We start from the raw sequence: 26,374 nt of genomic DNA on the forward strand, positions 1-26,374 counted from the left end.
TTAAACGCTTACAAATTATATATGAAAGTTTTAGCAAATGACGGTCTGGATCAATCGGGGATTGATGCATTAACGGAGAAAGGGTTTGAGGTGATTACTACAAAAGTTCCTCAGGAATTTTTGGTAGATTATATTAATGAGCACAAGGTTCGCAGTCTGTTGGTGCGAAGTGCAACACAGGTAAGAAAAGATATTATTGATAACTGTCCGTCACTTGAAATTATTGGAAGAGGAGGAGTAGGAATGGATAATATTGATGTAGACTATGCAAGGGAAAAAGGCATCCATGTGATCAATACACCTTCCGCATCCTCAGAATCCGTTGCCGAACTTGTTTTTGCCCACTTATTTTCCGGGGCGAGATTCTTACAGGATTCAAACCGAAAAATGCCTCTGGTAGGCGATACAGAATTTGCAGGTCTTAAAAAAGCATACACTGCCGGAATTGAGCTCAGAGGAAAAACGATCGGGATCGTTGGAATGGGAAGGATAGGGCAGGAAGTGGCCAGGATCGCTTTAGGTCTTGGAATGAGGGTGATTGCGGCTGATAATAATGTAGGAAAAGCAAGCATTAAAGTAAAATTCTATAACAACCAGTTCATTAATGTGGATATTGAGACTGAGCCTTTGCAGGATGTCCTGAAACACTCGGATTTTATTACCCTTCATGTACCGGCGCAAAAAGAAGGCTATATGATCGGAAAGAATGAATTTGAAATCATGAAGGACGGTGTTGCTGTTATTAACTGTTCAAGAGGAGGAGTAATAGATGAAGAGGCATTAATAGAAGCTCTGGATTCAGGGAAAGTGAAATTTGCCGGATTGGATGTTTTCATTAATGAACCTACACCTTCTAAGGCCATCCTAAATCATCCTAAGATCTCTTTAACGCCTCATACAGGGGCTTCCACTTTAGAGGCTCAGGACAGGATAGGGCTTTCTTTGGCAGAACAGATCTCAAGTATTTTGCAGATTCATTAACCTGGATATATAAAATAAAAATACCCCCAATAAAGTGTCTAACTTTTTGGGGGCAGTGCAAAACTGAGGTGTTTTTTTATTTATGCATTTTTGCTTTTTAGCAGGTCTCTTATCTCAGTAAGTAATTTCTGGTCTTCCGTAGGCCCTGCAGCGGCAGGTTCATCTTTTTTATTGATCTTATTGATTCCTTTGATCATAAGAAAAAGTACTAAAGCGATACAGAAGAAGTTGATTATTGCAGATAGAAAATTACCGTAAGTAACTCCGTTCCATGCCAGCTCCTTAATATTGTCCGCACCGGCAGCCTTCATGGCCGGGGTAAGAAGCAAAGGCGTGATCACGTCCTCCACGAATGAAGAAACAATTTTTCCAAAAGCACCACCAATGATAACACCGATTGCCAGGTCAATTACATTCCCTTTAACAGCAAACTCTTTAAATTCTTTTACAAATCCCATAATTTATATTTTTTAATGTTTTTTCAAGACAAAAATAGGTTTTAAAAATCTAAACATCAATATTTCCTTTAATTTTTAAGCTTAAATTCTGTTTGTATTGATATTATTATGGTTAAATTTAATAAAATTACCTGATATGAAAATATTTACAGCAGAACAGATCCGGGAATGTGACCGGTATACTATTCATAATGAGCCTGTATCGTCCATTCAGCTGATGGAGAAAGCAGCTCAGGCCTGTTCCGATTGGATATCAGAGAACTGTAAGAATCATAGAAAAGTAATTGTTTTCTGTGGGAGTGGAAATAACGGAGGAGACGGACTGGCCATTGGCCGTATACTTTACCTGAAAGGATTTAATGTTGATGTATTTGTAAATGCTTTGAATCAGAAGTTTTCTGATGATGCTTCCGTGAATTTTAAAAGGCTGAAAGATTTTTCCGGAATAGATGTGAAAACTTTTCAGGAAATAGACCAATATCATTTCGATCATAAGACCATTATTATTGATGCCCTTTTCGGAACAGGATTGTCAAGGAACCTGGAAGGAGAATATAAAATGCTGATTGATAAGCTGAATGAAAAAGAAAATACCAAAATCTCTATAGATATCCCGTCAGGATTGTTTGCAGATGTAATCACCGGGACTGATTCAACGGTTTTTAAAGCTGATTATACCTTAAGTTTCCAGTTCTGGAAAAAAAGCTTTCTGCATCCGGAAACAGGAAAGCATACCGGAAAAGTCATCATTCTGGATATCGATCTGAGTAAAGAATATATTTCCGATACAAAAACCTCTGATTTTGTTATTGATGATACACTTGTTGAGAATATCTTTAAGCCCAAGCAGGAGTTTTCCCATAAAGGAACATATGGCAGGGTGACAATAGTTGGAGGAAGCTATGGAAAAATAGGAGCAGAAGTACTTGCTACAAAATCTGCTTTAAGAACGGGTGCGGGCTTAACTTTCACTCTGGCTCCGAAATGCGGATATGAGATCCTTCAGACCTCATGTCCTGAAGCGATGTTTAAAGAAGGAGGAACCGAATATATAGAGAAGTTTGATATAGAGGAGAATTCGGTATGTGGTATTGGGTCCGGTTTGGGCACTCATACTGATACAGCAGAGGCTTTTCTTCGGTTTTTAAAACAATATTCAAAACCTATGGTTCTGGATGCTGATGCCTTAAATATTATTTCCCGGGACAACAAAAATATAAAACTAGTTCCGGAAAAGTCGATTATAACTCCTCATCCTAAAGAATTTGAAAGACTGTTTGGAAGTACTGCGGATTCTTTTGAAAGAGTAGAATTAGCCCGTAGAAAAGCCGTAGAATATAAGATTTATATTGTTTTAAAAGACCATCATACTCAGATCATTACCCCCGAAGGAAAGGTGTATTATAACATTACCGGGAATGCAGGTCTGGCAAAAGGAGGGAGTGGGGATATCCTTACCGGAGTCTTGGCTTCACTTCTGGCGCAGGGATATACAGAAGAAGAAACAGCAGTTTTTGGAGTCTGGTTTCATGGAAGAGCTGCGGATTTTGCTGCTGCAAATTACTCCAAAGAGGCGATGTTGCCCACAGATGTTATCAATGAATTTGGAAATATTTTTGAAGAGATCAACAAAAAAGCCACAAATAAATTGTGACTTTAAGTTTTATTTTCTGTTTTAAAACGTTTCGACTTCGCTCAGTATATGATAGAGATTTCAGATAAATTATTCCGGTTTTTCGTTTTCCGCCTGTGTAATTCTGAATTTTTTAGAAATTATCATGATCACAACACCCGCGATCATAAACGGAATAGAAAGGATCTGTCCCGTATTAAGGCCTCCAAATTCGATAAATTCATCACCCTGCGGCTCTTTCAGGAATTCAACAAAGAATCTGATCGCCCAAAGAATGATAAAGAATAGCCCGAACAGCCACCCCTGCTGGTATTTCTTGTTGGTGGTCCTGTATAGGATCCATAATAGGATAAATAAGCAAACATACCCGAATGCCTCAAATAATTGAGTAGGGTAGCGGGGAACCGTAACGCCGTATTCACTGCTTTGCTGTGGGAAAAGCAGGGCAAAAGGCGAAGAAGGATCAACCGGTTTTCCGATGATCTCCGAATTGAAAAAATTCCCCATTCTTACAAAGGCACCCCCCAAAGCAACTACAATTCCTAATCGGTCATAGACCCAGAAAGGGTTTTTCTTGATGATCTTAAATGAATAATATAGAGTAGTCAGTATTAATGCAATGGTAGCCCCGTGGCTGGCTAAACCTGAAAAGCCCGTAAATTTTAAACCGTTTTTGGTGCTTATCGGTAAAAAGACGCTCCAAAAATCCTCCTTAAACAATTCAGGCTGATAGAAAATAACATGACCCAGTCTTGCTCCTAAAATGGTCCCGACCAAGGTCCAGGTGAAAAGAGGTTCAAGGTATTTCTGGTTAATGTTGTCAATTTTAAAGATCCGGGTCATCAGGACATAACCGAACCCAAACGCAAAAATGAACATTAAGCTATAGAAATGCAACGTAATAGGCCCTAAATGGATTCCGGTAGAAGGATCCCAGATCTTGAACGGAGTTTCCAGCTGAACACTATCAGCAGCCGAGATCGGTTTTTCTGATTTTACAGCATACTTAAAAGTTGTAATATTATCGGGAGTAGCTCCTGTATCAATTAATTTGAAGTTTTTATCAAAAAACTGGTATTTTGCATTTTTGTACTTGCTCAGAGTAAGGGTGCTGAAATTATAATCGGAAGGTTCAAAATTTGATTTATTCAAGATGACCAGTACGTTTTCAGGAGTTTTTCTGTCCACAAAATCATTCAGGTCACCGAGTTCCGTTGTAGAATAGATCTTTACGGGGATCCCGGCAGAATTTACTTTTAAAGTACCGTCAGATAAACCATCCGGATAGCTCTGTGCAAAAAGACATTGGGCAATGAATGCAAGTAACAGGAAGTAAACTCTGAAAAAAATATTACTCATTTCTATTTATTTAATAGTTTGTTTATGAATAGTGTTTTTGGGTGGAACAGGATCATACCCGCTTCCTCCCCAAGGATGGCATCTTGAAATTCTTTTTAATCCCAGCCAGAACCCCTTGAATATACCATGAACCTGCAGTGCTTTTACCATATAATGGGAACAGGTAGGTTCATAACGGCAGTTTTTAGGGAGTAAAGGCGAAATAAACCATTGGTAAATTCTGATTAAAATTACCAAAGGAAAAGTAATGATTTTATTGAATGTAAGTTTCAAAACAATGCAAAAATAGGGTAAAAAAATGAAAATTAGTTTAAATTTGTTAGAACATTCAGAGGCATAACATCTGAATGTTATCATAAAAAAATAAAATATCTTGAGCCAAAATACTCCATTAGCAGAAAAATTAAGACCTAAAATCCTAGATGAAGTTCTTGGGCAGGAACATCTTACCGGGGAAAAAGGTACGATCAGAAAAATGATCGAGAACGATGCCCTGAATTCATTGATATTTTGGGGGCCGCCGGGAACAGGGAAGACCACATTGGCGGAGATCATTTCTGAGAAATCCGGCAGGAAATTTTTTAAGCTCTCGGCAGTTTCTTCCGGCGTGAAAGATGTCCGGGATGTTATTGATGAAGCTAAAAAGCAAAACCTGTTTTCAGGAAAATCACCTATTCTGTTTATTGATGAGATCCACCGTTTTAATAAATCCCAGCAGGATTCGCTTCTTCATGCTGTAGAGAAAGGCTGGATCGTACTCATAGGTGCTACAACTGAAAATCCGAGCTTTGAAGTGGTTTCGGCTTTACTTTCCAGAAGCCAGGTCTATGTTCTGAAAGCACTTAGTTATGAAAAGCTGGAAGAGCTTATCGAAATTGCTTCCGGAAGATATAATAAGGATGAGAAAACTGATTTTAAAATAGAGGAAAAAGAAGCTTTTATCCAATATTCAGGCGGAGATGCACGAAAGCTGATCAATTCTGTGGAGCTTGTCCTGAACCAGTATAAGAATTCCGGGAAAATGGAGATCTCAAATGAAGATGTACTTTCCGTTCTGCAGGAAACCATGGCACTGTATGATAAAAATGGAGAGCAGCATTATGATATCATTTCTGCCTTCATCAAATCTATGAGGGGCAGTGATCCTAACGGAGCGGTGTATTGGCTGGCCAGGATGATCGCAGGAGGAGAGGATATTAAATTCATTGCCAGAAGGATGCTTATTCTGGCGGCTGAAGATATCGGGCTGGCTAATCCGAATGCCCTTGTTATAGCCAATAACTGTTTTCAGGCGGTAAATGTGATCGGGAATCCGGAAGCAAGGATTATTTTAAGTGAAACAGCAGTATATCTGGCGGTTTCTCCCAAAAGCAATTCCACTTATATGGCGATTAATGAAGCTTTGGTATTGGTGAAAAAAACAGGGAACCTTCCCGTGCCGCTTCATCTCAGAAATGCCCCTACAAAACTTATGAAGGATATGGATTATGGGAAAGATTATAAATATGCCCATTCTTATGAAGGCAGTTTTGTAGATATGGATTTTTTGCCTGAAGAGATCAGAGATGTAAAATTGTATGATCCCGGAAATAATGCCACCGAAAAGAAGATCTATGAAGAACTGAAAAAAAAGTGGAATGATAAGTATTAAATAAAAAAGACACTCAAATGAGAGTGTCCTTTTTATTCTATCTGAACAATTATTTTTGTATAGATTTAACCTGTGTAGAAATAAACAGGGATTTTTTACCGTTATAGTCTTTAACTTCTATATGATTCAGCATATCTCCATATACTTTGGTTTCAGTATCGGTAAATTCATAACCGTCTATGAAAACCGGAGTATTTTTAGCCAGACTTTGCTGTTCATTTAGCTGGGCCAGAGATATTCTGTCCAGAACTTCCCCTTTTTTGATTTTAAATTCTGTAATTCCGTTTTCAGCCAGATAACTGAACTTTTTAAGGTTTTGGGGTAAGTTGGCCGCCTTATACAAGCTCATACTTTGTATAATATCCTTTTTGCCTTTAAACATATCCACAGTCCCAACTACATTATCGGCGACTGCAAACTTGGTAGCAGGGTTCTTCTGTGCAAATAAACTTGCAGAAGCAAATATTAAAAAAGAGTAGAGTAATTTTTTCATAATCTATAAGAATAAGTAACTATTAAAAACGTGATAAATATAGTTATTTTTTACAAAATGTGAACAAAATTTCGTAATAATTTGAAAAATATCCAGAAATAAATATTTTTATTAGAATTCTTAATCCTTATTTACGATAAACCTGTTCTGAAATGTTTTCCGGCTTGTAATACACTGTGCATAAAAAACAAACCATCGCATATTCCATGCGATGGTTTTGTTTGTGTAGAGTAATTAAATTTTTTTAATTAGAGACCTTATAAATGTAAAAAGAAGCATTACTTGAACTCAATACTGTGCCTCCTAAAACGCCGGTATTGGTAAGTCCGAAATAAAGCTTGTCACCAGCCTGTAAATTATAAAGAGAATTGATGCTGGCTTCAGAAATGGTAAGTGCCCCAAGCCCCAGGTTAAGACCGCTGAATTCCCTTATATCCAGCGGAGTGAAGGTTCCACTGGTATTCTTAATGATTCCGATTCCGGGGCCGCCCGTCAGTAAAGAAGCCTGAAGACCGGAGCCATACCGGAAATAAAAGCCTATTGCATACACACCGGTGGAGGGTACAGTATAGGAATAGTCTGTATTTGAAAATAAAGACGCAGAACCAGTAGTTCTGTCAGTTGTAAGAAAATTAATTTGTTTCCATGTTGAGAATAATGTAACACTCAACAGGCTGATGCCTCCTGTTTTCTGGGCAGAGTAAACGGTAGTATTGGTGTTGGCGGCATTAGCTGCAGCATCTATAATTATTTGTGGGTCTACCTTGGCTACCTGGAAGCTTCCCAAGTTAACCGCCATAATCTGATAACCGGGCAGTGCTGTAACTATTGGGGTTTCCCTTACTTTCAATGTGCCATTTATATCCAAAGTGGCTGTTGGAGTAGGAGTATTGATCCCTACCTGAGAAAAAATAAAGGCAGAGAATAATACTAAAATTAAATTATAAATCTTAGTTTTCATGAGTGGATTGTTTAATTAGTTTTCTATTTAAATACAGCAAAAATTATGCCTTATGAGTAATAATTTTACAACATAAATAATGTATGAATTAAAATATTTTAATTTAATTTTAAATATGTGTTTATATTGGTTGTGTTGGTTTAATATTGTTGCTTATTTGTGAAATTTAAAATCGTTTTTTGATTAATTTTATAAAATAGCAATGCTGTCAGGTCTCTGACAGCATTGCTATTTTGGAGAATGACAAAATTTAACTTTGCAATAAGAATTCCTTATAACTTCCCAGAAAATCAATTCCAGCATTAATTGATTTTAGCTCTTCAATAGCATTTTCATGAAGGACACTGTCCCATTTCCCAACCACATTAATGAAGAAAAAGTAATTCCCAAGACCGGTCTTTAGAGTTCTTGACTCTATTTTGCTCAGATTCATCTTTCTCCATGCAAAGACCGATAAAACCTGATGCAGCCCTCCGGCATGATCCTCAGGAAGTGTGATAAGCAGTCCAGATTTCTCACCTAATACCTCCAGTTTATTATTGTTATAAGGGTTTTGTATCTTGGAAATGACTATAAACCTCGTATGATTCTGCTCAAAGTCCTGAATATTATGATTGATGATCTTTAACCCATACAAATGGGCGGCAAACTGATTGGCTACTGCAGCCAGCGTTCTGTCCAGATTTTCCGAAATATATTTGGCAGCGGCAGCCGTAGAAGAAAAATCCTGCTTTTGAATGGATTTATAATGACTATCCAGAAAATGAAAACTCTGGGCCAATGCCTGCGGGTGTGAATATATTTTTTCAATGTTTTCAGAAAAATTGTCAGGATGGATCATTAAATGATGGGCTATAGGCATGACAGCTTCGGCTTCAATCTTTATAGAAGGGGTCTTATATAAATAATCAAGTGTCATAGAAACAGTTCCTTCAATTGAATTTTCAAGCGGGACAACCGCTTTTTCCACTTCTCCGTTTTCCACTGCCGTAAAACAATCTAATATATTAGCTTGTGGTATAAGTTCCTCATTAGGGAAGAGTTGTGTGGCAGCCAATTGGGTAAAACTGGCTTGTGGGCCCAGGAATGCAATCTTCATATATTTATGTATTTATTCAGTTTTCCAGTTTACTTCGATAAGTTTCATCAGAGCGTCCGGACATTTAATGATTTTATTGGTTTTGGCTTCTAAAAAAAACAGGGTAGTGGAAGCTTCGGTGATCTTCATTTTCTGCTCATTGAAAATCTCATATTCGAACTCAATCCTTACTCCCGGAATTTTTTTAACATAAGTATGAATTTCTAATACCTGATCATACAAAGCTGGTTTTAAATACTTAATTTTATACTCTGAAACAGGAAGCCAAATCCCTTGGTTTTCAATTTCATCATATGACATTCCTATGCTTCGGAAAAGTTCAACTCTGCCAATCTCAAAATATTCTGCATAGTTGCCGTAGTATACGTATTTCATAGGGTCTGTTTCTCCGTAACGTACTCGTATTGAGTGGATTGTATGTATCATTTTAAGTGAATAATTATACATACAAATATATTTTTAAATAATCAATACCTGCAAAATTTTTTTTTGAAAATAAAAAATTAGACCTTTGTCTTCCTTCTAAAAAAAGTACTAACTCTAAGAATCAATCGGGGCATAAAATGGATGAAAATTTAGTGATGATATGGCAGAAGTGCCTTCAGTTCATGCGGGATAACCTAAATGCTGCTGAAGATAATTCTGATTTGAAAAAACTCGAAAAATCTTTCGATTTGTTGTTCGATAAAGTTCAGCCAGTTTCATTGGTTGACAATAATCTTACGCTAATGGTTCCTAGTGATTTTTATAAGGAATATATTGAGGACAACTATTTATCATTACTTTCTGCTGCCCTGAAGAAAAATATAGGTAAAGGAGTGAAACTTTGGTATTCTGTGATGGAAAATAAGCCTAATGGTGTAGAAAAACCCGTTACGCTGAATATGAAAGGGAAAAGTATCCCTACCCCCAAGGTTCAGGAGACCATGCCTCAGGGATTCTCATCCAATATCGTCAATCCTTTTGTAGTACCGGGAATCAAAAAAGTAAATATAGACTCCAATCTAAAGTCTGATTTCTCTTTTGATAATTATGTGGAAGGGGAAAGCAATAAATTTGCTGCCACGGTAGCGAAATCTATTGCAAAAAGACCTGGCGCAACTGCTTTCAACCCATTATTCCTATATGGAGGATACGGAGTTGGAAAAACGCATTTAGGACAAGCGGTAGGTCTGGAAGTAAAAAATCAGTTTCCGGATAAGGTAGTACTGTATTTATCATCTGAAAAATTTATACAGCAGTTTATTTCCGCTGCAAAAGCTCATAAACAGACCGAATTTGCCAATTTCTATCAGATGGTGGATGTACTGATTATCGATGATATCCAGTTCCTTTCAGGAAAATCGGCAACACAGGACAGTTTCTTCCATATTTTTGATTATCTGCATCAGAATGGTAAGCAGATTATCCTGACCTCAGATAAGGCTCCGGCAGATATTATGGATATTCAGGATAGGATTGTTTCCCGTTTCAAATGGGGGCTTTCTGCAGAGATCAAATCTCCTGACTATGATACCCGCAGGAAAATCATCATTGACAAATTAAGCCGTGACGGAATTGTCCTTACGGATGATATGCTTGATTTCCTTGCATCAGAAGCAAAAACCAATGTAAGAGAACTTATTGGGGTGATCAATTCCGTTATTGCTTATTCCACTATCTATAAATCGGATTTAAGCCTTGAATTATTGAAAGAGACCATCAATAAGATCGCGGCCAATCAGAAAAAAATCATCAATATTCCCTATATTCAGGAAATTGTGTGTGAGTATTTCGGGATTAAAAGAGAACAGCTCTTATCTAAAACCAGAAAAAGAGAAATTGCACTTCCGAGACAGCTGGCTATGTATTTTGCCAAAGAATTTACCAATGCCACCTTTACCAAGATCGGGGAAGAAATGGGTGGAAAAGATCATTCAACCGTAATGTATGCCTGCGAGACTATAAAAGACATCTCAAAAATTGATAAAGAGGTGAAAAAATATGTAAAGGAACTAACGGAAAGAATCAAGCATTAATATACACAACATAAAAAAATAAAAATGGAGAATAATTTATTCTTCATTTTTTATTTAGTTTTGTTTAAATACATTTGATACTATGAAATTACTGATGGTCTGCCTGGGGAACATTTGCAGAAGCCCTTTGGCAGAAGGAATAATGAAAACGAAACTTCCGGGACATTTTTTTGTAGATTCAGCCGGAACCATTTTCCTGCATGAAGGGGAACATCCTGATAAAAGAGCCATTAAAACGGCTGCCAATCATGGTATAGATATCTCAAAGCAGGTTTCGAGACCGGTTATCAATGCTGATTTTGATCATTTTGACAAGATCTACTGTATGGATATCGATGTCTATGAAGATGTAATTTCAAAGGCCAGAAATGAGGAACAGCGCCGGAAAATTTCCTTATTTCTTGCATCGGCAGGAAATCACGAGAATGCTGAAGTCCCTGATCCATATTGGGGAGATACGAAAGATTTTGAGAATGTATTTCAGCTTTTAGATAAAGCTTGTGATCAGATTGCCATTCAGCTGAGATCAATAGCTCATAATTCATAACTTATAACTCATAACTTCCGCAATGTTATTCTTACTTCCAGCCTATTTATCTGAAAATACCCCTGTTAGCCATTTTTCCCCTGTTTTGAAAGACTACATCATGCAGACGGACCACTTTTTTGTGGAAAATGAAAAAACAGCCAGAAAAGTTATTAAGTTTTTTGCTCCTGAAAAGAAACAGGCAGATCTGAAATTGTTTCTATTAGACAAATACACCGAGAATACAGACATCAGAGAAGCTCAGGAACTGATGCTGAAAGGGCAGGACTTTGGATTGCTTTCGGAAGCCGGCCTTCCCTGTATTGCCGATCCGGGGAATATTATTGTGAAATGGTGTCATGAGAAAAATATCAGGGTTATTCCTGTTTCGGGACCTTCTTCTATTATCCTGGCATTAATTTCTAGTGGATTTAATGGTCAGGAATTCTCTTTTCATGGATATTTGCCGATCGATAAGGGTGAAAAGAAAAAGCAGATCCTGCATTTGGAAGATCTGGTGCAGAAGACAGGTTATTCCCAGATTTTTATGGAAACTCCTTACAGGAATAATCAGCTTTTTGAAGATCTGTGTAAATTCTTATCTCCCAATACGAAGCTGTGTATTGCGGCTGATATCAACGATCCAGAACATGAATTTATTCAGACCAAAACCATTAACAATTGGAAAAAAGCAAACCCCGCACTCCATAAGATTCCAGCGGTATTTGTTTTGGGGAAATAATTTTTCTCCCGCAGATTTGGCAGATTATGCAGATGATCACGCTTAAAATATTAATGGTTAAATAAATACATCAGAAAAAAGATCTGCCAAATCTGCGGGCGTTTTCTAAACATTTTGCCAAACCTACAAATTATTAACTACTCTCTTCACTCCGTCCAGAATGTTAGTAGTATTAAAATTCACCAGTAATCCCAGCTTTTTATCAGATAGTTTTAAATAAGTTTTCAGCTGTTTGTAATGAATATCTTCCAGGCTTCTTACAGATTTGAGTTCCAGGATTACTTTGTCTTCAACAAGCAGATCAATCCTAAAGTTGGTATCAAATTTTTTATTGTCATAAGTAACGGGAAGCCATAATTCCGATTGTACATCAAGACCGTTTTCCTCCAATTCATATAACAAAATTTTCTGGTATACGGATTCCAATAAGCCGGGGCCCAGCTCATTATATACATTAAAGATACATTTTCTTGCGAGGTAAGAAATTTCATTTTCATTCATTTGGTTTTTATTGCAATTTACTGATTTAACAGATTGCTAAATGGTACTTTTGTAGGTAATTAGGTTTTTTAAGACTTATTTTTTCTTCGTAATCTCCATTTTTTCCAAAAGAAAATGATAATCGGTATGATCAGTAAGAATGGCCAGAGAGAAACCAACCCAAGAAGAAAGCTTACGAAACTATTCCAGCCTTCGGTAAGAGAATCTGCAAAACGGTTTCCAAAACCTATCTTTGAAGTGGCAGAACTTCTTGCTTTTTCCTTGTATAAGCTTAAATTTAAGGTACTGTAATTCACTCGGTCATCAATGAAGCGCAATTTACCTTCTGCAACATCAATCTCATCTTCCAAACCTCGTATCTTTTCCTGAATGTCAAGCATATCTTTTGTTGAACCTGCCTTTTTAAGCAGATCACGGTATTTTTCAAGATATATCTTCTTATTGGACAGCTTTATAGAAACATCCGTATATTCTTCTGTTACATCATCGGAAGAGATGCTTTTAGATTGTACGGAGCCTATACCGTCAGAAAAAGAATTGATCAGAGCATCGAAATTTTTATGAGGAACACGGATGATAAGGCCCAGGTTTTCATCGGTATCCGTATTCTGGAAATTTTCGTTCTGAGTATAAGCATTGTATTTTTTTATCGTTTCATTAATCTGAATATGGGCTTTTTTCAAGTCTCCAACCTGGATAGTCATGTTACCGTTCTTAATGATCTTCTTGGAAATCGTATCAGTTTTTTTCGAAGAGGTTTGCTCATTAGGAGAGGATGGAGGCGGAGGAGGCATTTCTATATTTGTCGTGGCAACCACTTTGTCTTCAGATATTAATTTTTCAGACATTTCATTGGGTGGTTGTATTTGTAAAGCAGAAGCTTCACCAGCTATACTTTCGGATTTATTACAATGAATAAGAATAAGGCAAAATAGAGGTAAGATTAAATTTTTCATGAAAAGGTTTTGATAATTATATCAAAAAGCATGCTTAAAACTGAAAACATATAATTATTAATAAGCCAGATATTAAAATTCAAATTATTTCCTATTTTTAATGAATGAAAAACAGTCTTTTAGCATTCATATTCTCTCCATTTCTGATCTGTGCACAGGAAATTCCGAAGCTTACTGATGAGATGGCCGTAAAATTATCTGAGAAACCACTGCATTGTATCAATCAGGAGTATCCGAATAAAACAGCACATATCATTAATAACGGAAAAGAGGTTGCATTATCTCCAAAAGACCTGCATCCCAGCTTTTATGGCTGTTTTGACTGGCATAGCTCTGTGCACGGGCACTGGATGCTCGTAAGACTGCTGAAGACAAAACCCGGCCTGTCCCATGCAAAAGACATTGAAAATATTCTAAGCAATTCATTTCAGAAAGAAAACCTGCAATCAGAGGCGGATTACTTTACCAAATATCAATTGACCACTACATTTGAGAGAACTTATGGTTGGGCCTGGCTGCTGAAAATGGATGAAGAACTGGCAACCTGGGACGATCCGAGGGCAAAAGCCTGGCACCAAAACCTGAAACCACTAACGGATCAGATCTTACAGTCCTGGAAGGTCTACCTGCCTAAACAGACCTATCCTAACAGAACCGGAGTACACCCTAATACAGCCTTTGCTATGGCTTTTGCGATCGATTGGGCAAGAGCAAATAAAGACAGGGGTTTTGAGAATCAGCTTATAGAAAAAGCTAAATATTTCTACCTGAATGACCAGAAAACACCCGCTTACCTGGAACCTGATGGCTCGGATTTCTTCTCTCCGAGTTTAGAAATTGCAGACCTGATGAGAAGGGTTCTTCCACAGAAAGAATATGTAAAATGGCTAAATAATTTCTATGAAAAACGAAGTCTTGAGAATATTGAAAAGATCCCGGTGGTAAGCGATTTGAGTGATTATCAGACCGTTCATCTGGTGGGACTGTCTTTTTCAAAAGCATGGTGCATGAAGGGAATTGCTCAATCGCTTCCTGAAAACCATCCGCTGAAAAAAGATTTCAGGAAAACGGCGGATAAATTCCTGGCCAATGGTTTACCATTGCTGTTTCAGGGAAATTATGGAGGAGATCACTGGCTGGCAAGTTTTGCAGTATATGCTTTGGAAGATTAATATTTAATACCCAGTTTTGTTAAGATAAAGCTTAAAAGCCAGATCGGGCCTATCAGCAGGAATTGAAGATCTTTTAAGAAAGAAGGCTTTTTACCTTCAATTTTATGTCCTACAAACTGCAAGATCCATGTGATCACGAAAACCCCAAGATAAACGATCCATGCTCTTTTTCCGAAATGTATGTTTACGGTGTAAGCAAAATGCTCCATCAGCAGAATGATGCAGATCATGATGAAGCCGATCACAAATGAAAGTCTCATATAAAATATGGTGACCAGAATAATTACCACAATGCTCACAAGGCTGATGCATCCGAAATAAGACGCACAAAGATGCGGTGAAGGAATAAAGGAGATAAACCCTACGATCGTCCAGAAGATCAGAGGAACACAGATCCAATGAATGAGCTTATTGGTTGCATTCCTGTGGCTTTCACCATATTCCGCTAAAAGTAGATCGATCTTTCTCATGCTCTAATTGTAAGTCACTAAATTAATAAAATTTTGTGACAGCCTGATATATTGGTTACATTTGTAATATGTCTGTTTTAGAAAAATTTGGGGTTGAGATCTTCACACAACATAATATTTTCGATAGAATTTCTGTTGATAAACCTTTCCGTCCGGAAAATCCTGCCTTTGTTTTTGTGAAAACAGGGAACATAAAACTGCGTCAGCATTTCAATGATCTTGAGCTTTCTGCCAATATGTTCATGGTGACCGACCCGCAGACAGTATATGAAATGATCTCCGTAAGTGACGATTTCCAGTCAAGGATGGTTTCTTATAAAAGGGAATTTATCTCTGCACTGTCACTAAAATTCAACAGGCTGATCGCTTACCGTTATTTCAGGCAGCAGATGAACAGAGGTGTGCCCTTTCAGGAAGACGAGATGGAAGTGGTTTGGAAAAGTGTGAATTTCCTTAAATATATTCTGGATTCCGAAACAGAAATGATGTACAAAAAAGAAATGACAGAACATTTGTTCTCTGTGTTTTGTTATCAGATGGCCGGAATTATTTCAAAAGAAGATAATAGTTCACTAAGCAGGATGTCCAGACAGGAAGAAATCGTTTTTAATTTTTTAAGAGACCTTTCCACCTATTATCATACGGAAAGAACGGTAGAATTTTATGCAGAACGTCAGTCCATTACAACCAGACATCTCTCAGCTGTTGTTAAGTCCATTACAGGGAAGTCTGCGAGCCAGATCATTGCTTTGATTGTGCTTAATGAAGCAAAAGTACTGCTGAACTCATCAGAAAAACCGGTATCAGAAGTTTCTTCATTGCTGGGTTTTAGTGACCAATACTCATTTTCCCATTTTTTTAAAAAACATCTCGAACTTAGCCCAACCCAATACCGGAATCAATTCAAAAAGTAAAATCTTACATTTGAACATCTTTTTCCAGAAATCAAACATTTGTTTGGATTTATAGCTGCCATAACTTTGCATCTATAAAACAAGGTAAAATGATAAAGAATGTAAAAACAGCACTATCGCTTGTGATGGCCGTTATTCCTACGCTCTTTTTTTCACAGGAAATAAAGCAGATGACTGCGGGAGAGGTTGCCGAACTTGCAGTGCAAAATCATCGGCAATTAAAGCTTTCGGCACAGAATATAGACATTGCTAAACAACAAACTGATATTGCCAGACTTCAGAAGCTTCCAAGCCTAACGACTTCTACAAGCCAGTTCTACTTAGGAGATGCCGTGGCGATAGACAAAGATTTTTCCAATTCTACACATATTCCAATGCCTCATTACGGAAGTTCTTACGCTGTACAGGCTACCCAGTTGATATTTAAAGGAGGTCTTGTGAATAAATCCATTGAACTGGCCGGGCTTCGTGAACAGTTATCACAATTGGATCTGGAAAAGAACATACAGGATGTTAAATTATTGGTGATCTCCAATTATCTGGATATCTATAAGATACTGAATCAGGAAGAAGTTTTTCAAAACAATAAAAAACTGGCTCAGGAACGTCTGAAAAATGTTCAGAAGTTCTACCAACAGGGGATGGTCACAAGAAATGAAGTGATCCGCGGAGAATTGGCTATTAAGAATCTGGACCAGGGAATGCTTACCTTATCCAACAACAGAAAGATCCTGAACTATAACCTGAATATGGCCCTGGGGCTGTCTTCCGATACAGAGATACTTCCCGTTGAAGACTTAACAGGTAAAGAATCCGGGATGGGTTTGGAGTATTATATGGGGCTGGCTCACAACAATAATCCGCAATTAAGATCTGCACAAACCAATATTGATATGGCGGATAAAAATATAGAGATCATTAAAACGGATAAAATGCCGACAGTGGCAGGGTTTGGGGGCTATACCCTGCAACGTCCGGTTACTAACAGAAATCCTGTTCTGGATATGTATTCCGGGGGGTGGCAGGCAGGGATTTCTTTAAGCTATAATATTGATAACCTTTATAAGACAAAGAAAAGAACCCAGTTGGGAGAATTACAAAAAATACAGGCCGCAGACGCAATGATTTTGGTGCAGCAGAATATGGACATAGCCGTGAATGCTGCTTATGTAAAGTATCAGGAAGCCGTTCAGCAGGCTGATATCCTGAATGATGCCAAAAGATTAGCCGAAGAGAACTACAAGATCACTGAGTCCAAATATCTGAACCAACTTGCGGTTCAGGCAGAAATGATTGATGCTCAGAACCAGAAACTGCAGTCGGAACTTGATTATGCCAATGCAGAGATCAATGTACTGTATCAATATTACAACCTTTTGAAATCTACGGGAACCCTTTAATTTTTTTTAACAGCAAATCAAAAAACAATGGAAAACAGTGAACAAACTCAAAATACAACCGCTCCGGTAGCATCAGGCGGAGAAGTTAAGAAAAAGGAAACCAAAAAAAATAAGATCAGGGCCATTATTTCGAATATTGTCTTTTTCCTGATAATCGGTTTCGGATTATTCTGGCTGGTCCGCGAATATTTCCACATCGGGGATAAAAGCTATACGGAAGCAGCCCAGGTGGAAGAATTTATCAATCCGGTCAATACAAGGGTTTCGGCTTACATCAAAGAGATCAGATTCATTGAGCATCAGCATGTGAAAAAAGGAGATACTCTTGTGGTTTTGGATAACCGTGAAATCCTGACCCAGTTAGGCCAGGCGGAAGCAGCATATCAGAATGCTTTGGCGCAGCGTTCGGCAACAAGCTCGTCTGTAAATACGGTTTCCAATAATATCAATGTAATGCAGTCTAATATTTCAGGCGCAAAAGCCAGGCTTTGGAATGCCGAACAGAATTTAAACCGGTATAAAAATCTTTTGGAAGCAGAAGCAGTAACTAGACAGCAATATGATCAGGTGAAAACCGAGTATGATGCGCAAAAAGCTGCTTATGAAACTTTAATTAATCAAAAACAGTCTGCTAATCTTTCTACGACAGAAGTGAAAAGCAGGCTGGGAATTAATGATGCTGAGATCAAAAGAACTAAAGCGGCTTTGGATATGGCGAAGATCAATCTTTCTTATACAGTGATCACAGCACCGTATGACGGCGTGATGGGAAGGAGGACTCTTTCTGAAGGACAGCTGATACAGCCGGGACAGCAAGTCGCTACCATTGTCCTAAACGGACAAAAATGGGTAACTGCCAATTTCCTTGAAAGTCAAATGCCCGGCATTAAGATCGGGGAAAAGATGATGATGTCCGCAGATGCTTTGGGAGGGCAGAAGTTTGAAGGGATCGTTACCGCAATTTCCGCTGCTACAGGTTCCAGATACTCCAATGTTCCTACAGACAATTCTACGGGCAATTTTATCAAAGTGCAACAGAGAATTCCGGTAAGAATTGAATTTACGGCGTCCAATAAAAAAGAAGATATCGACAAACTGCGTGCAGGAATGAATTTGAATGTAAATATTCATTAAAAAGATTAAAAAATTAGATGTGGATTATGCAATTTTCAAGGTCTGATTTCTGGATTCTGATGTCTAACTTCTAATAACAAATTACTCAATGTACAATAAAGGACTTTTCCATGACTGGGTACCAAAGCCCATCCAGCTTCTGCTGATCGTGTTGCTGCTGATCGTTGTGATGCCGCTTGGCGGAGTGTATACAGGGAATATCAGCTTTATGGCAGGCGGCACGGGTGCACTTTCTGAAGATTTTATACTAGCCAATTATGCCACAACGATTGGAATGGGGGCTGCGATGCCTCTGGTGCTCAGGATAAAATTAAGATTTAAGGTTCGGGACAAACTCACTGTGCTATTTATCCTTTTGGGATTTCTGAGCTTTGTGAATGCAACGACTTTACAGCCTGCAGTCATCGTAGCCACCTCATTATTCATAGGCTTTTTCAAAATGATAGTTGCTATTGAGCTTTTCCTGCCATTGATGATGATCATGGGGAACAGGGGAGTATTTTACGGGGTTTTCTATACATTCGTTCTGACTTTAAACCAGGTTTCAAACTATTATGCGGTAGAAGTTTCCATTCTTTATAACTGGCATCAGTTTTTTATTATAATTTCACTGATATGTTTCGCCATGGCAATGGTATGCCGTGCCTTTATGCATGATAAATATTTTGCCCTCAAGGTTCCGCTGTACTATATAGATTGGCTGAGCATTATACTTTTTGTTTCAACATTCATATTTTCAGCATATGTATTTTCATTTGGAAAACAGCAGGACTGGTTGAACTCCGGCAAGATCATCAATGCAGGTATAGGTGCATTTATAAACTTTGCTTTACTATCAGTCCGTCAAATGACATTAAAGAGGCCCTATCTGTCATTCAAAATATTTAAAAAAAGTAATGTACTGCACGGTTTGTTTATGCTGTTCTGGCTGGGAATGTTCTTAGGGACGACCTCTATTCAGAATACTTTTGCCATTGGTGTATTGGGGTATGACCAGCTGACGAATGCAAAACTGAATGTTTTAATGCTTCCCGGGATCATATTGGCCGGAATTGTGGCTGTGTTTTGGTTTAAAAAAGAGCAGCCTTTGAAAATGTATATTTTTTCAGGATTCTCCGCAATGGTGGGATATGCAGTGGTGATGTATTTTTCAATGGTATTGGAGTTCAGTTATGAAGGATGGTATCTGCCCATGTTTTTAAAAGGCTATGGGATGTGTTCCTTATTTATTTCTGTGTGGTTCTATACGCTGGATAAGCTGGAAATAGATGATATGCTTGCTGCCATCGGGCTTGTGCTGGTTTGGCGTACTTTTCTTGCGGTAGGCATTTTCTCAGCATTATATTCCTGGTTCCTGTATCATTTTCAGGTAGCCGGAGTAGGAGATTTAGCAGCATATATGGATGGAATGACGATTACTCCGCAAAATGTTGCTGTCTATATGAAGACTATTCAGCTGAATGCCATGATCATAGCGGGTAAAAAATTATTCGGATATGTTATTCTGGCAGGTTTTGGGGTGCTGATCTATATTTTAACCCATCATTTTGGAAGGGAACGCTTCCGATATTTAAGATTGATCAGAATGTTGGGCGGAAAAGCCATCATTGCCGGAAGAAGGCAGAGGGAACATAAAAAATTAATGGAAGAGATAAAAGACGCAGCAGGGCCTGCGATATAAAGATACCTTGTTTTTCATTTGTTTGTAAAGCTCTGTTTTAATTTTGAATGGAGCTTTACTTTTATAAAAGTTTTTTCAAAAACCTTTATCTTTGAGGCCTTAAAAATAGGTATGAAAGATTTAATGGGAAAAGCGATCCGGGATTATTATTACAATGAAAACCCTGAAGATCTGCAGACCGAAACTTCAATTTCCGAACTGGACGAGCTTCCTGTAGCGTATCTTTTCAGGGATTTTGAAGAAATGAACAATATTGAACAAGAGGCACTTCACTTAGCTACCGGCAAAATACTGGATATCGGGGCGGGTGCAGGTTCGCACAGTTTATACCTTCAGAATGATAAAGGTCTTGATGTTTTGGCTTTGGACATATCTCCTAAATCTATTGAAGTTTGTCAATTGCGGGGTGTAAGAAATGCTGTATCACAGGATATACTGGATTTTTCCGGGGAAACTTTCGATACCATTTTGTTACTGATGAATGGCACTGGTATTTTTGAAAATCTTGACAAAATTGATACTTATCTCCAGAAACTATATTCTTTATTAAATGATAATGGACAAATTCTGATTGACAGTACGGATATCCTTTATATGTTTGATAGGGATGAGGATGGCGGGGTTTATATTCCGGCCGATGGATATTATGGCGAACTGGACTATATTGTTCATTATAAAGGGGAATCAGAAGAACCTATCCAATGGCTGTATCTGGATTTTGAAACCCTAAAAAATGCTGCGGAAAATAACGGCTTTAGAGTGGAAAAAGTACTGCAAAGTGAAGATTCTTATCTGGCAAAGCTTATTAAAAAATAATATGCATAATATTCTCCCGCAGATTTAGCAGATTACACAGATGATTGCGCTTAAAGAATGAATCATTAAAAAATCTGTGTAATCTGCTAAATCTGCGGGAGAAAAAAAGACCGCAAAACTGCAGTCTCTTTTTTATTTATCTGGTTGGAAATTATCCAATTTCAATACCGTTTTCTACATCGTCATCTGGTGTTACAAAAGATAATTTGCCATCAGGTTTTGTAGTTAAAAGCAACATTCCCTGAGATTCAATTCCCCTGATCTTCCTCGGAGCAAGGTTGAGAAGGATCATCACCTGCTTACCAATCACTTCCTCAGGAGTGAAGCTTTCTGCAATCCCGGAAACTACCGTTCTTACATCCACACCGGTATCAACGGTCAATTTCAGAAGTTTGTCGGCTTTTTCCACTTTTTCAGCTTCTGTAATGGTAGCCGTTCTCAGATCGATTTTAGTGAAATCATCAAAAACGATTTGTTCTTTCATAGAGTTTGCATTAGGGTTGGTTTTCTTGTTATTCTGTTTGGTTTGTTCCAATTTCTGGATCTGAGCTTCAATTACTTCATCTTCAATCTTTGAATAGATTAAAGGTGCCTTTTCGACAATTTTATGACCTGCTTTAATTAAAACTTTTGATCTTTCAACGGTATTCCAGTCCAGTTGTTCAACATTAAAGATATCGTAAATTTTTTGAGCTGTAAAAGGAAGGAATGGTTCTGATAAATTTCCTAATGCAACTGCGATCTGAGCTCCAATAAATAACGTGTTTTTAGTTTTTTCCAGATCATTTTCAAATGTTTTCCAAGGTTCTTCATTTTGAAGATATCCGTTTCCAAATCTTGCCAAATTCATGAAAGCTGTTAAAGCATTTCTGAATTCGTAATTGTCCAGATAGTTCTTTATTTCAATAGCGCTTTTTTTAATTTGATCAAGTTCAGGAGCATTAATATCGCCCTCAGGAACAATCCCATCAAAGAATTTATTTGTAAGAACTGCAACTCTATTGATGAAATTTCCAAAGATATTTACCAATTCAGAATTATTCTTCGTCTGGAAATCTTTCCAAGTAAAGTTATTATCCTTTGTTTCAGGAGCTGAAGAAAGCAAAGCATACCTTAAAACATCCTGCTGTCCCGGGAAGTCCTCCACATATTCATGAGCCCAGACCGCCCAGTTTCTTGAAGTTGAGATCTTATCATTCTCAAGGTTCAGGAATTCGAATGCCGGAACATTTTTCGGCATAATATAATCTCCGTGAGCTTTCATCATCGAAGGGAAAATAATACAGTGGAAAACAATATTATCTTTTCCGATGAAATGAACCAGATCACTTTCTTCATTTTGCCAGTAATCTTTCCAGTCCTTGCCGTTTTTCTCTGCCCATTCTTTTGTGAACGAGATATACCCGATCGGGGCATCAAACCAAACATAGAGTACTTTTCCATTTGCATCAGGAAGCGGAACCGGAACTCCCCAGTTCAGGTCCCTGGTCATTGCACGCGGTTTTAATCCGTCATTCAGCCATGATTTTACCTGACCGTATACATTAGGCTTCCAGTCATCCTTATGGCCTTCAATGATCCATTCGTTCAGGAAGCTTTCATATTCATTCAGGGGAAGGTACCAATTTTTGGTTGCTTTTAGAACAGGGACATTTCCGCTTAACATGGATTTTGGATTGATAAGCTCGGAAGGAGAGAGCGTAGTACCGCATTTTTCACACTGGTCTCCATAAGCATTCTCATTTCCACAGTTGGGGCACGTTCCCACAATATACCGGTCTGCAAGGAATTCTCCTGCCTGTTCATCAAAATACTGTTCGGAAACTTCTTCTGTGAATTTACCTTTTTCATACAGGGTTTTGAAGAAATCCTGGCTGGTCTCATAATGTTTTTTGGAAGTCGTTCTTGAATATTCATCAAACGAGATCCCCAGATCCGAAAAAGATTTTTTAATGATCTCATGATATTTATCTACAATATCCTGAGGCATAACTCCTTCTTTTTTAGCTCTGATGGTAATGGGAATCCCATGCTCGTCCGAACCACAGATGAAAGCTACATCTTTTCCCAGTCTTCTTTGAAATCTTGTGTAAACATCCGCAGGAATATATACACCCGCCAAATGTCCTATATGAACCGGTCCGTTTGCATAAGGCAAAGCTGCCGTAATCATCTTTCTGTTTGACATTTTATAGTAAAGTTTTAGCTGCAAAGGTAAGAATTATCTGAGGAAATATTGTGCCTGTTTTTTTAACGGATTTTTAACAACTAGAGAAGCGCAATATTACATTTAGCTAAACAAATGTTTAACTTTTTGTTAAAACATTTGTGTTGTTATGTTTTGCATAATTTGATGTAAATTGATGAAAAACAATTAATTAATTAAAATATGAACAGATAATATACATAAATTTATCAAAATTTTTAATAAATTTAAGATAATTATATTTTTTTTATAAATTGCGAGACTGGCTTTTTGCAAACTATTATTAAAACGAAACTATATAAAAAACGATATTGTGAAAAATTTTACAACAGTATTAAAAATTGCGCCTGCATTCTTATTGGCAAGTACCATGATTCATGCGCAGACACAAGATACTATAACTAAGGAAAAAAAAATTGAAGAGATTGTTCTCGTAGGGTATGGGGCTAAGAAGAAGTCTGATCTTACGGGTTCTGTTACCTCTGTGACTGAAAAGGACTTTAACAAAGGAGCAATTGTTTCTGCAGATCAGTTGATCCAAGGGAAGGCTCCGGGAGTTAGAATAACCAATGGAGGAGGATCGCCGGACTCTGCCCCTAACATCAGGATTCGTGGAGGATCTTCTATTAGTGCATCCAACAACCCGTTAATTGTTATTGATGGAATTCCTTTGGATTCTACCAATCCGGCCGGGATTCAGAACCCGCTGGCTTTGGTCAATCCAAATGATATTGAGTCATTCTCTATCTTGAAAGATGCTTCAGCTACAGCAATCTATGGAGCCAGAGCATCCAATGGAGTTATCCTGATTAAAACAAAATCCGGAGGAGGAAGATTGAAAATGAACTTTAGTACGAATGTCTCTTTAGGGGAGGTTACTAAATATATTGATGTCATGAATTCCAGTCAGTACATTGATTTTGTTCAAACGTATTTCCCGAATGATGTATGGAAACTGGGAACGGGGGGAAGCCCTGCAAATCCTAAGGTAATGGGGACAATTTACGATACCAATTGGCAGGATGTAGTATACAGAACATCAGTCTCTACAGACAATAATTTCAGTGCTTCGGGAAATCTGTTTAAAACCCTTCCTGTAAGACTATCCTTAGGTTATAATAAGACTGAGGGAGTAGTGAGAAATGATGATTTGGAAAGATTTTCTGCTGCTTTACGTGTAACTCCCACTTTTTTTGACAAACATTTGAAAATTGATATTAATGCAAAAGGGTACAGGGTTGATAAAAATACAGTTGATGCAGGAGGCGCAATTGGTTCGGCTCTGACAAGAAACCCTACATTACCTGTTTACAGCAGTGATGTTTTTGGATTGAATCAGGGGCAGAATTATTTTGGAGGATATTATCAGAACTTCTATCAGGCTAATGGCGTATATAATTTGACATATGATTCGAACCCATTAGGACTATTGATGCAAAGACACCGTCCGGAAAACACGTATAGATTCTTAGGAAACGTTGAAGTAGATTATAAATTCCACTTCCTTCCCGATTTAAGAGCTGTAGTGAATATGGGGATTGAATCATCAAGAACCAAAATTCGTGAGACTTATGATGAGAATGCAAGAAACTCTATTATCAACATCACTGCTAACTCTCTACAGGATCTGATATACAATCCGGGGTTGGCGTATGCTGAAAATCAGTTTACCAACAACAGGAATTTAGATGCCTATTTGGTTTATAACAGAAAGATCAATGATTTTATTACCAACTTTTTGATCCAGGGAGGTTATACTTATCAGGATTTCAGATATGACGGAAATAAAGAACAATTCTATTCGGATCCGTCAGGAAGCGGTGTCCGTCTTCCACAGCCAAACCGGGCTAATCCTACTTTCGGGTATTTCAATCATTTAAATCTTCAGTCTTTCTTTGCCAGAACAAATATTGATATTAAAAATAAATATCTATTCACGGCTTCTTTCAGAGCTGATGCTTCATCGTTATTTAATGGGTTTGACAATCAGTGGGGATATTTCCCATCTGCAGCATTTGCGTGGAAAATACAAGAGGAATCCTTCCTTAAGAATTCTTCAGTGGTAAAAGAATTGAAGCTGAGAATTGGCTGGGGACAGACAGGACAGCAGGATATCACTCAGATCGCAGGAGGTTTTTATCCTTCAAGGCCTTTATTTGCATTAGGAGTGGAAAATGCGCAATATCTTCCGGGATATAATATTTATTCAGCATTAGGGTTTAACCAAAATCTGAAATGGGAGACAACAACGAGCTGGAACGTAGGTTTTGATTTTAGCTTGTTTAAAGGAAACCTGTTATCAGGAAGCATTGATTTCTATGACAGAAAATCTACAGACCTTTTACTAAAAGCACCAGTTCCTCCAGGACAGGGATTAACCAATGAATTCTCGGATAACGTAGGGTCTTTGAGAAACAGAGGGGTAGAAATGAATTTAAATATCAACCCGGTTAAAACAGAAAATCTAAACTGGAATATATTTGGTAACATGTCCTATAATAAAGGAGAGATCTTAGAACTGAAATATTATGACAGAATTTCAGCAGGAGGTGATCTTCCGGTAGGAACAGGGGTAAAGATCGCCTACCATGTAGTAGGCCTTCAGCCTTATTCTGCATGGATGTTCCAGCAAGTTTATGATGCTAGTGGAAATCCTATTGCCGATACTTTTGTAGATAGAAACGGAGATGGCCAAATTACGAATGATGACCGTTATGATGCTCAAATAATTCCGAACTTTACGTATGGCTTTGGAACAAGTTTAAACTATAAAAATTGGGATTTCACAGCTAACTTCAGAGGACAGATCGGAGGAAAAATATATGACGGAAGACATGTTGCCCAAGGGTTTGTTAATCAGGCAAAAACTGCGAACTCAGAACACCTAAGCAATGTGCTTGACTTCTATAACGGAAGATCATCATTCAATTTAATTCAGCCGACGGATAATATGTATTTTTCGGATTATTTCTTACATGATGCATCTTTCTTAAGACTTGACAATGTTACATTAGGATATAACATTGAAAAAATTTTTGGAAATAAGCTTGATCTAAGAGTATATGGATCCGTTAATAATGCATTTATCCTGACAAAATATAAAGGACAGGATCCTGAAAACTTTGGCGGTGTTGATAATAACTTCTATCCGAGACCAAGAATTTATACTATCGGTTTCAACTTTAATTTTTAATCCGAACAAT

24 protein-coding genes are annotated in these 26,374 nt (G+C 37.7%); 13 read left to right on the top strand and 11 right to left on the bottom strand.

Features of this window, described 5'->3' with window-relative positions; genetic code table 11:
- Window positions 1–21 precede the first annotated feature (21 nt).
- Window positions 22–981: a D-2-hydroxyacid dehydrogenase gene (locus HNP38_RS02050; protein ID WP_184183666.1), complete on the top strand. Its 960-nt coding sequence runs from the start codon at window positions 22–24 to the stop codon at window positions 979–981.
- A gap of 80 nt (window positions 982–1,061) precedes the next feature.
- Here HNP38_RS02050 and mscL read toward each other — a convergent pair whose 3' ends face one another.
- Window positions 1,062–1,439: a large conductance mechanosensitive channel protein MscL gene (mscL, locus tag HNP38_RS02055; protein WP_184183669.1), complete on the bottom strand. Its 378-nt coding sequence runs from the start codon at window positions 1,437–1,439 to the stop codon at window positions 1,062–1,064.
- 136 nt (window positions 1,440–1,575) lie between these two features.
- On the opposite strand from mscL, the gene HNP38_RS02060 reads away from it, so the two are divergent.
- The gene (locus HNP38_RS02060) at window positions 1,576–3,093 is read left to right on the top strand and encodes an NAD(P)H-hydrate dehydratase (protein ID WP_184183672.1); all 1,518 of its coding nucleotides are present in this window, start codon (window positions 1,576–1,578) and stop codon (window positions 3,091–3,093) included.
- A gap of 69 nt (window positions 3,094–3,162) precedes the next feature.
- Here the strand turns inward: HNP38_RS02060 and lgt are convergent, their stop codons facing one another.
- Window positions 3,163–4,029: a prolipoprotein diacylglyceryl transferase gene (lgt, locus tag HNP38_RS02065; protein ID WP_228460989.1), complete on the bottom strand. Its 867-nt coding sequence runs from the start codon at window positions 4,027–4,029 to the stop codon at window positions 3,163–3,165.
- A gap of 408 nt (window positions 4,030–4,437) precedes the next feature.
- A complete protein-coding gene (gene yidD / locus HNP38_RS02070; RefSeq protein WP_228460907.1) occupies window positions 4,438–4,704 on the bottom strand; it encodes a membrane protein insertion efficiency factor YidD in 267 nt (88 codons plus the stop codon).
- 100 nt (window positions 4,705–4,804) lie between these two features.
- Between yidD and HNP38_RS02075 the strand changes: the two genes are divergently transcribed.
- Window positions 4,805–6,082, top strand: coding sequence for a replication-associated recombination protein A (locus tag HNP38_RS02075; protein WP_184183681.1), 1,278 nt, complete (start codon window positions 4,805–4,807; stop codon window positions 6,080–6,082).
- Window positions 6,083–6,131: 49 nt separating this feature from the next.
- Here HNP38_RS02075 and HNP38_RS02080 read toward each other — a convergent pair whose 3' ends face one another.
- The 4 genes from HNP38_RS02080 to HNP38_RS02095 form a co-directional block, all read right to left on the bottom strand.
- Complete coding sequence (locus tag HNP38_RS02080; RefSeq protein WP_184183684.1) at window positions 6,132–6,575, bottom strand: hypothetical protein; 444 nt, start codon at window positions 6,573–6,575, stop codon at window positions 6,132–6,134.
- 244 nt (window positions 6,576–6,819) lie between these two features.
- Window positions 6,820–7,536, bottom strand: a complete 717-nt coding sequence (locus HNP38_RS02085) for a hypothetical protein (RefSeq protein ID WP_184183687.1) — start codon at window positions 7,534–7,536, stop codon at window positions 6,820–6,822.
- Between the two features lie 250 nt (window positions 7,537–7,786).
- On the bottom strand, window positions 7,787–8,635 hold the full coding sequence (gene pheA, locus HNP38_RS02090) for a prephenate dehydratase (protein WP_184183690.1): 849 nt from the start codon (window positions 8,633–8,635) through the stop codon (window positions 7,787–7,789).
- A gap of 12 nt (window positions 8,636–8,647) precedes the next feature.
- On the bottom strand, window positions 8,648–9,061 hold the full coding sequence (locus tag HNP38_RS02095; protein ID WP_184183694.1) for an acyl-CoA thioesterase: 414 nt from the start codon (window positions 9,059–9,061) through the stop codon (window positions 8,648–8,650).
- A 137-nt stretch (window positions 9,062–9,198) separates the two neighbouring features.
- Between HNP38_RS02095 and dnaA the strand changes: the two genes are divergently transcribed.
- The 3 genes from dnaA (at window position 9,199) to HNP38_RS02110 (ending at window position 11,921) form a co-directional block, all read left to right on the top strand.
- Window positions 9,199–10,653: a chromosomal replication initiator protein DnaA gene (gene dnaA, locus HNP38_RS02100; RefSeq protein WP_184183697.1), complete on the top strand. Its 1,455-nt coding sequence runs from the start codon at window positions 9,199–9,201 to the stop codon at window positions 10,651–10,653.
- An 82-nt stretch (window positions 10,654–10,735) separates the two neighbouring features.
- On the top strand, window positions 10,736–11,200 hold the full coding sequence (locus HNP38_RS02105; protein ID WP_184183700.1) for a low molecular weight protein-tyrosine-phosphatase: 465 nt from the start codon (window positions 10,736–10,738) through the stop codon (window positions 11,198–11,200).
- 22 nt (window positions 11,201–11,222) lie between these two features.
- On the top strand, window positions 11,223–11,921 hold the full coding sequence (locus tag HNP38_RS02110; RefSeq protein ID WP_184183703.1) for an SAM-dependent methyltransferase: 699 nt from the start codon (window positions 11,223–11,225) through the stop codon (window positions 11,919–11,921).
- Window positions 11,922–12,044: 123 nt separating this feature from the next.
- On the opposite strand, the gene HNP38_RS02115 is transcribed toward HNP38_RS02110, so the two are convergent.
- Together HNP38_RS02115 and HNP38_RS02120 are read right to left on the bottom strand one after the other, a co-directional pair.
- On the bottom strand, window positions 12,045–12,422 hold the full coding sequence (locus HNP38_RS02115) for a GxxExxY protein (protein ID WP_184183706.1): 378 nt from the start codon (window positions 12,420–12,422) through the stop codon (window positions 12,045–12,047).
- 68 nt (window positions 12,423–12,490) lie between these two features.
- The gene (locus HNP38_RS02120) at window positions 12,491–13,378 is read right to left on the bottom strand and encodes a DUF4349 domain-containing protein (protein WP_184183709.1); all 888 of its coding nucleotides are present in this window, start codon (window positions 13,376–13,378) and stop codon (window positions 12,491–12,493) included.
- 104 nt (window positions 13,379–13,482) lie between these two features.
- Here HNP38_RS02120 and HNP38_RS02125 point away from each other — a divergent pair, with 104 nt between their 5' ends.
- A complete protein-coding gene (locus HNP38_RS02125) occupies window positions 13,483–14,550 on the top strand; it encodes a DUF2891 domain-containing protein (RefSeq protein WP_184183712.1) in 1,068 nt (355 codons plus the stop codon).
- On the opposite strand, the gene HNP38_RS02130 is transcribed toward HNP38_RS02125, so the two are convergent.
- Window positions 14,547–15,020 (bottom strand): DUF962 domain-containing protein, encoded by a 474-nt coding sequence (locus tag HNP38_RS02130; RefSeq protein ID WP_184183716.1) that lies wholly within the window; start codon window positions 15,018–15,020, stop codon window positions 14,547–14,549. The genes HNP38_RS02125 and HNP38_RS02130 overlap by 4 nt on opposite strands.
- A 68-nt stretch (window positions 15,021–15,088) precedes the next feature.
- Between HNP38_RS02130 and HNP38_RS02135 the strand changes: the two genes are divergently transcribed.
- The 5 genes from HNP38_RS02135 (at window position 15,089) to HNP38_RS02155 (ending at window position 20,965) form a co-directional block, all read left to right on the top strand.
- Entirely contained in the window at window positions 15,089–15,934 is an 846-nt protein-coding gene (locus tag HNP38_RS02135; RefSeq protein ID WP_184183719.1) for a helix-turn-helix domain-containing protein, read from the top strand.
- 89 nt (window positions 15,935–16,023) lie between these two features.
- A complete protein-coding gene (locus HNP38_RS02140; RefSeq protein ID WP_184183722.1) occupies window positions 16,024–17,334 on the top strand; it encodes a TolC family protein in 1,311 nt (436 codons plus the stop codon).
- Between the two features lie 27 nt (window positions 17,335–17,361).
- Window positions 17,362–18,468 carry an HlyD family secretion protein gene (locus HNP38_RS02145; RefSeq protein WP_184183724.1) on the top strand — a complete coding sequence of 369 codons (1,107 nt, stop codon included), beginning with the start codon at window positions 17,362–17,364 and terminating at the stop codon, window positions 18,466–18,468.
- Window positions 18,469–18,556: 88 nt separating this feature from the next.
- Window positions 18,557–20,149, top strand: a complete 1,593-nt coding sequence (locus HNP38_RS02150) for an MFS transporter (RefSeq protein ID WP_184183727.1) — start codon at window positions 18,557–18,559, stop codon at window positions 20,147–20,149.
- A 111-nt stretch (window positions 20,150–20,260) separates the two neighbouring features.
- Window positions 20,261–20,965, top strand: a complete 705-nt coding sequence (locus HNP38_RS02155) for a class I SAM-dependent methyltransferase (RefSeq protein WP_184183730.1) — start codon at window positions 20,261–20,263, stop codon at window positions 20,963–20,965.
- Window positions 20,966–21,116: 151 nt separating this feature from the next.
- On the opposite strand, the gene metG is transcribed toward HNP38_RS02155, so the two are convergent.
- On the bottom strand, window positions 21,117–23,153 hold the full coding sequence (gene metG / locus HNP38_RS02160) for a methionine--tRNA ligase (protein WP_184183733.1): 2,037 nt from the start codon (window positions 23,151–23,153) through the stop codon (window positions 21,117–21,119).
- A gap of 331 nt (window positions 23,154–23,484) precedes the next feature.
- Here metG and HNP38_RS02165 point away from each other — a divergent pair, with 331 nt between their 5' ends.
- Window positions 23,485–26,364, top strand: coding sequence for a SusC/RagA family TonB-linked outer membrane protein (locus tag HNP38_RS02165; protein ID WP_184183736.1), 2,880 nt, complete (start codon window positions 23,485–23,487; stop codon window positions 26,362–26,364).
- Window positions 26,365–26,374 lie beyond the last annotated feature (10 nt).

The organism is Chryseobacterium defluvii (assembly GCF_014204415.1).
Classification (GTDB): domain Bacteria; phylum Bacteroidota; class Bacteroidia; order Flavobacteriales; family Weeksellaceae; genus Chryseobacterium; species Chryseobacterium defluvii_A.

Bases quoted from the DNA above. Each gene is read 5' to 3' on its own strand.
- HNP38_RS02050 (WP_184183666.1), top strand. From the start codon at position 22: ATGAAAGTTTTAGCAAATGACGGTCTGGATCAATCGGGGATTGATGCA.
- mscL (WP_184183669.1), bottom strand. From the start codon at position 1,439: ATGGGATTTGTAAAAGAATTTAAAGAGTTTGCTGTTAAAGGGAATGTA.
- HNP38_RS02060 (WP_184183672.1), top strand. From the start codon at position 1,576: ATGAAAATATTTACAGCAGAACAGATCCGGGAATGTGACCGGTATACT.
- HNP38_RS02080 (WP_184183684.1), bottom strand. From the start codon at position 6,575: ATGAAAAAATTACTCTACTCTTTTTTAATATTTGCTTCTGCAAGTTTA.
- HNP38_RS02085 (WP_184183687.1), bottom strand. From the start codon at position 7,536: ATGAAAACTAAGATTTATAATTTAATTTTAGTATTATTCTCTGCCTTT.
- pheA (WP_184183690.1), bottom strand. From the start codon at position 8,635: ATGAAGATTGCATTCCTGGGCCCACAAGCCAGTTTTACCCAATTGGCT.
- HNP38_RS02095 (WP_184183694.1), bottom strand. From the start codon at position 9,061: ATGATACATACAATCCACTCAATACGAGTACGTTACGGAGAAACAGAC.
- dnaA (WP_184183697.1), top strand. From the start codon at position 9,199: ATGGATGAAAATTTAGTGATGATATGGCAGAAGTGCCTTCAGTTCATG.
- HNP38_RS02105 (WP_184183700.1), top strand. From the start codon at position 10,736: ATGAAATTACTGATGGTCTGCCTGGGGAACATTTGCAGAAGCCCTTTG.
- HNP38_RS02110 (WP_184183703.1), top strand. From the start codon at position 11,223: ATGTTATTCTTACTTCCAGCCTATTTATCTGAAAATACCCCTGTTAGC.
- HNP38_RS02115 (WP_184183706.1), bottom strand. From the start codon at position 12,422: ATGAATGAAAATGAAATTTCTTACCTCGCAAGAAAATGTATCTTTAAT.
- HNP38_RS02120 (WP_184183709.1), bottom strand. From the start codon at position 13,378: ATGAAAAATTTAATCTTACCTCTATTTTGCCTTATTCTTATTCATTGT.
- HNP38_RS02125 (WP_184183712.1), top strand. From the start codon at position 13,483: ATGAAAAACAGTCTTTTAGCATTCATATTCTCTCCATTTCTGATCTGT.
- HNP38_RS02130 (WP_184183716.1), bottom strand. From the start codon at position 15,020: ATGAGAAAGATCGATCTACTTTTAGCGGAATATGGTGAAAGCCACAGG.
- HNP38_RS02135 (WP_184183719.1), top strand. From the start codon at position 15,089: ATGTCTGTTTTAGAAAAATTTGGGGTTGAGATCTTCACACAACATAAT.
- HNP38_RS02140 (WP_184183722.1), top strand. From the start codon at position 16,024: ATGATAAAGAATGTAAAAACAGCACTATCGCTTGTGATGGCCGTTATT.
- HNP38_RS02145 (WP_184183724.1), top strand. From the start codon at position 17,362: ATGGAAAACAGTGAACAAACTCAAAATACAACCGCTCCGGTAGCATCA.
- HNP38_RS02150 (WP_184183727.1), top strand. From the start codon at position 18,557: ATGTACAATAAAGGACTTTTCCATGACTGGGTACCAAAGCCCATCCAG.
- HNP38_RS02155 (WP_184183730.1), top strand. From the start codon at position 20,261: ATGAAAGATTTAATGGGAAAAGCGATCCGGGATTATTATTACAATGAA.
- metG (WP_184183733.1), bottom strand. From the start codon at position 23,153: ATGTCAAACAGAAAGATGATTACGGCAGCTTTGCCTTATGCAAACGGA.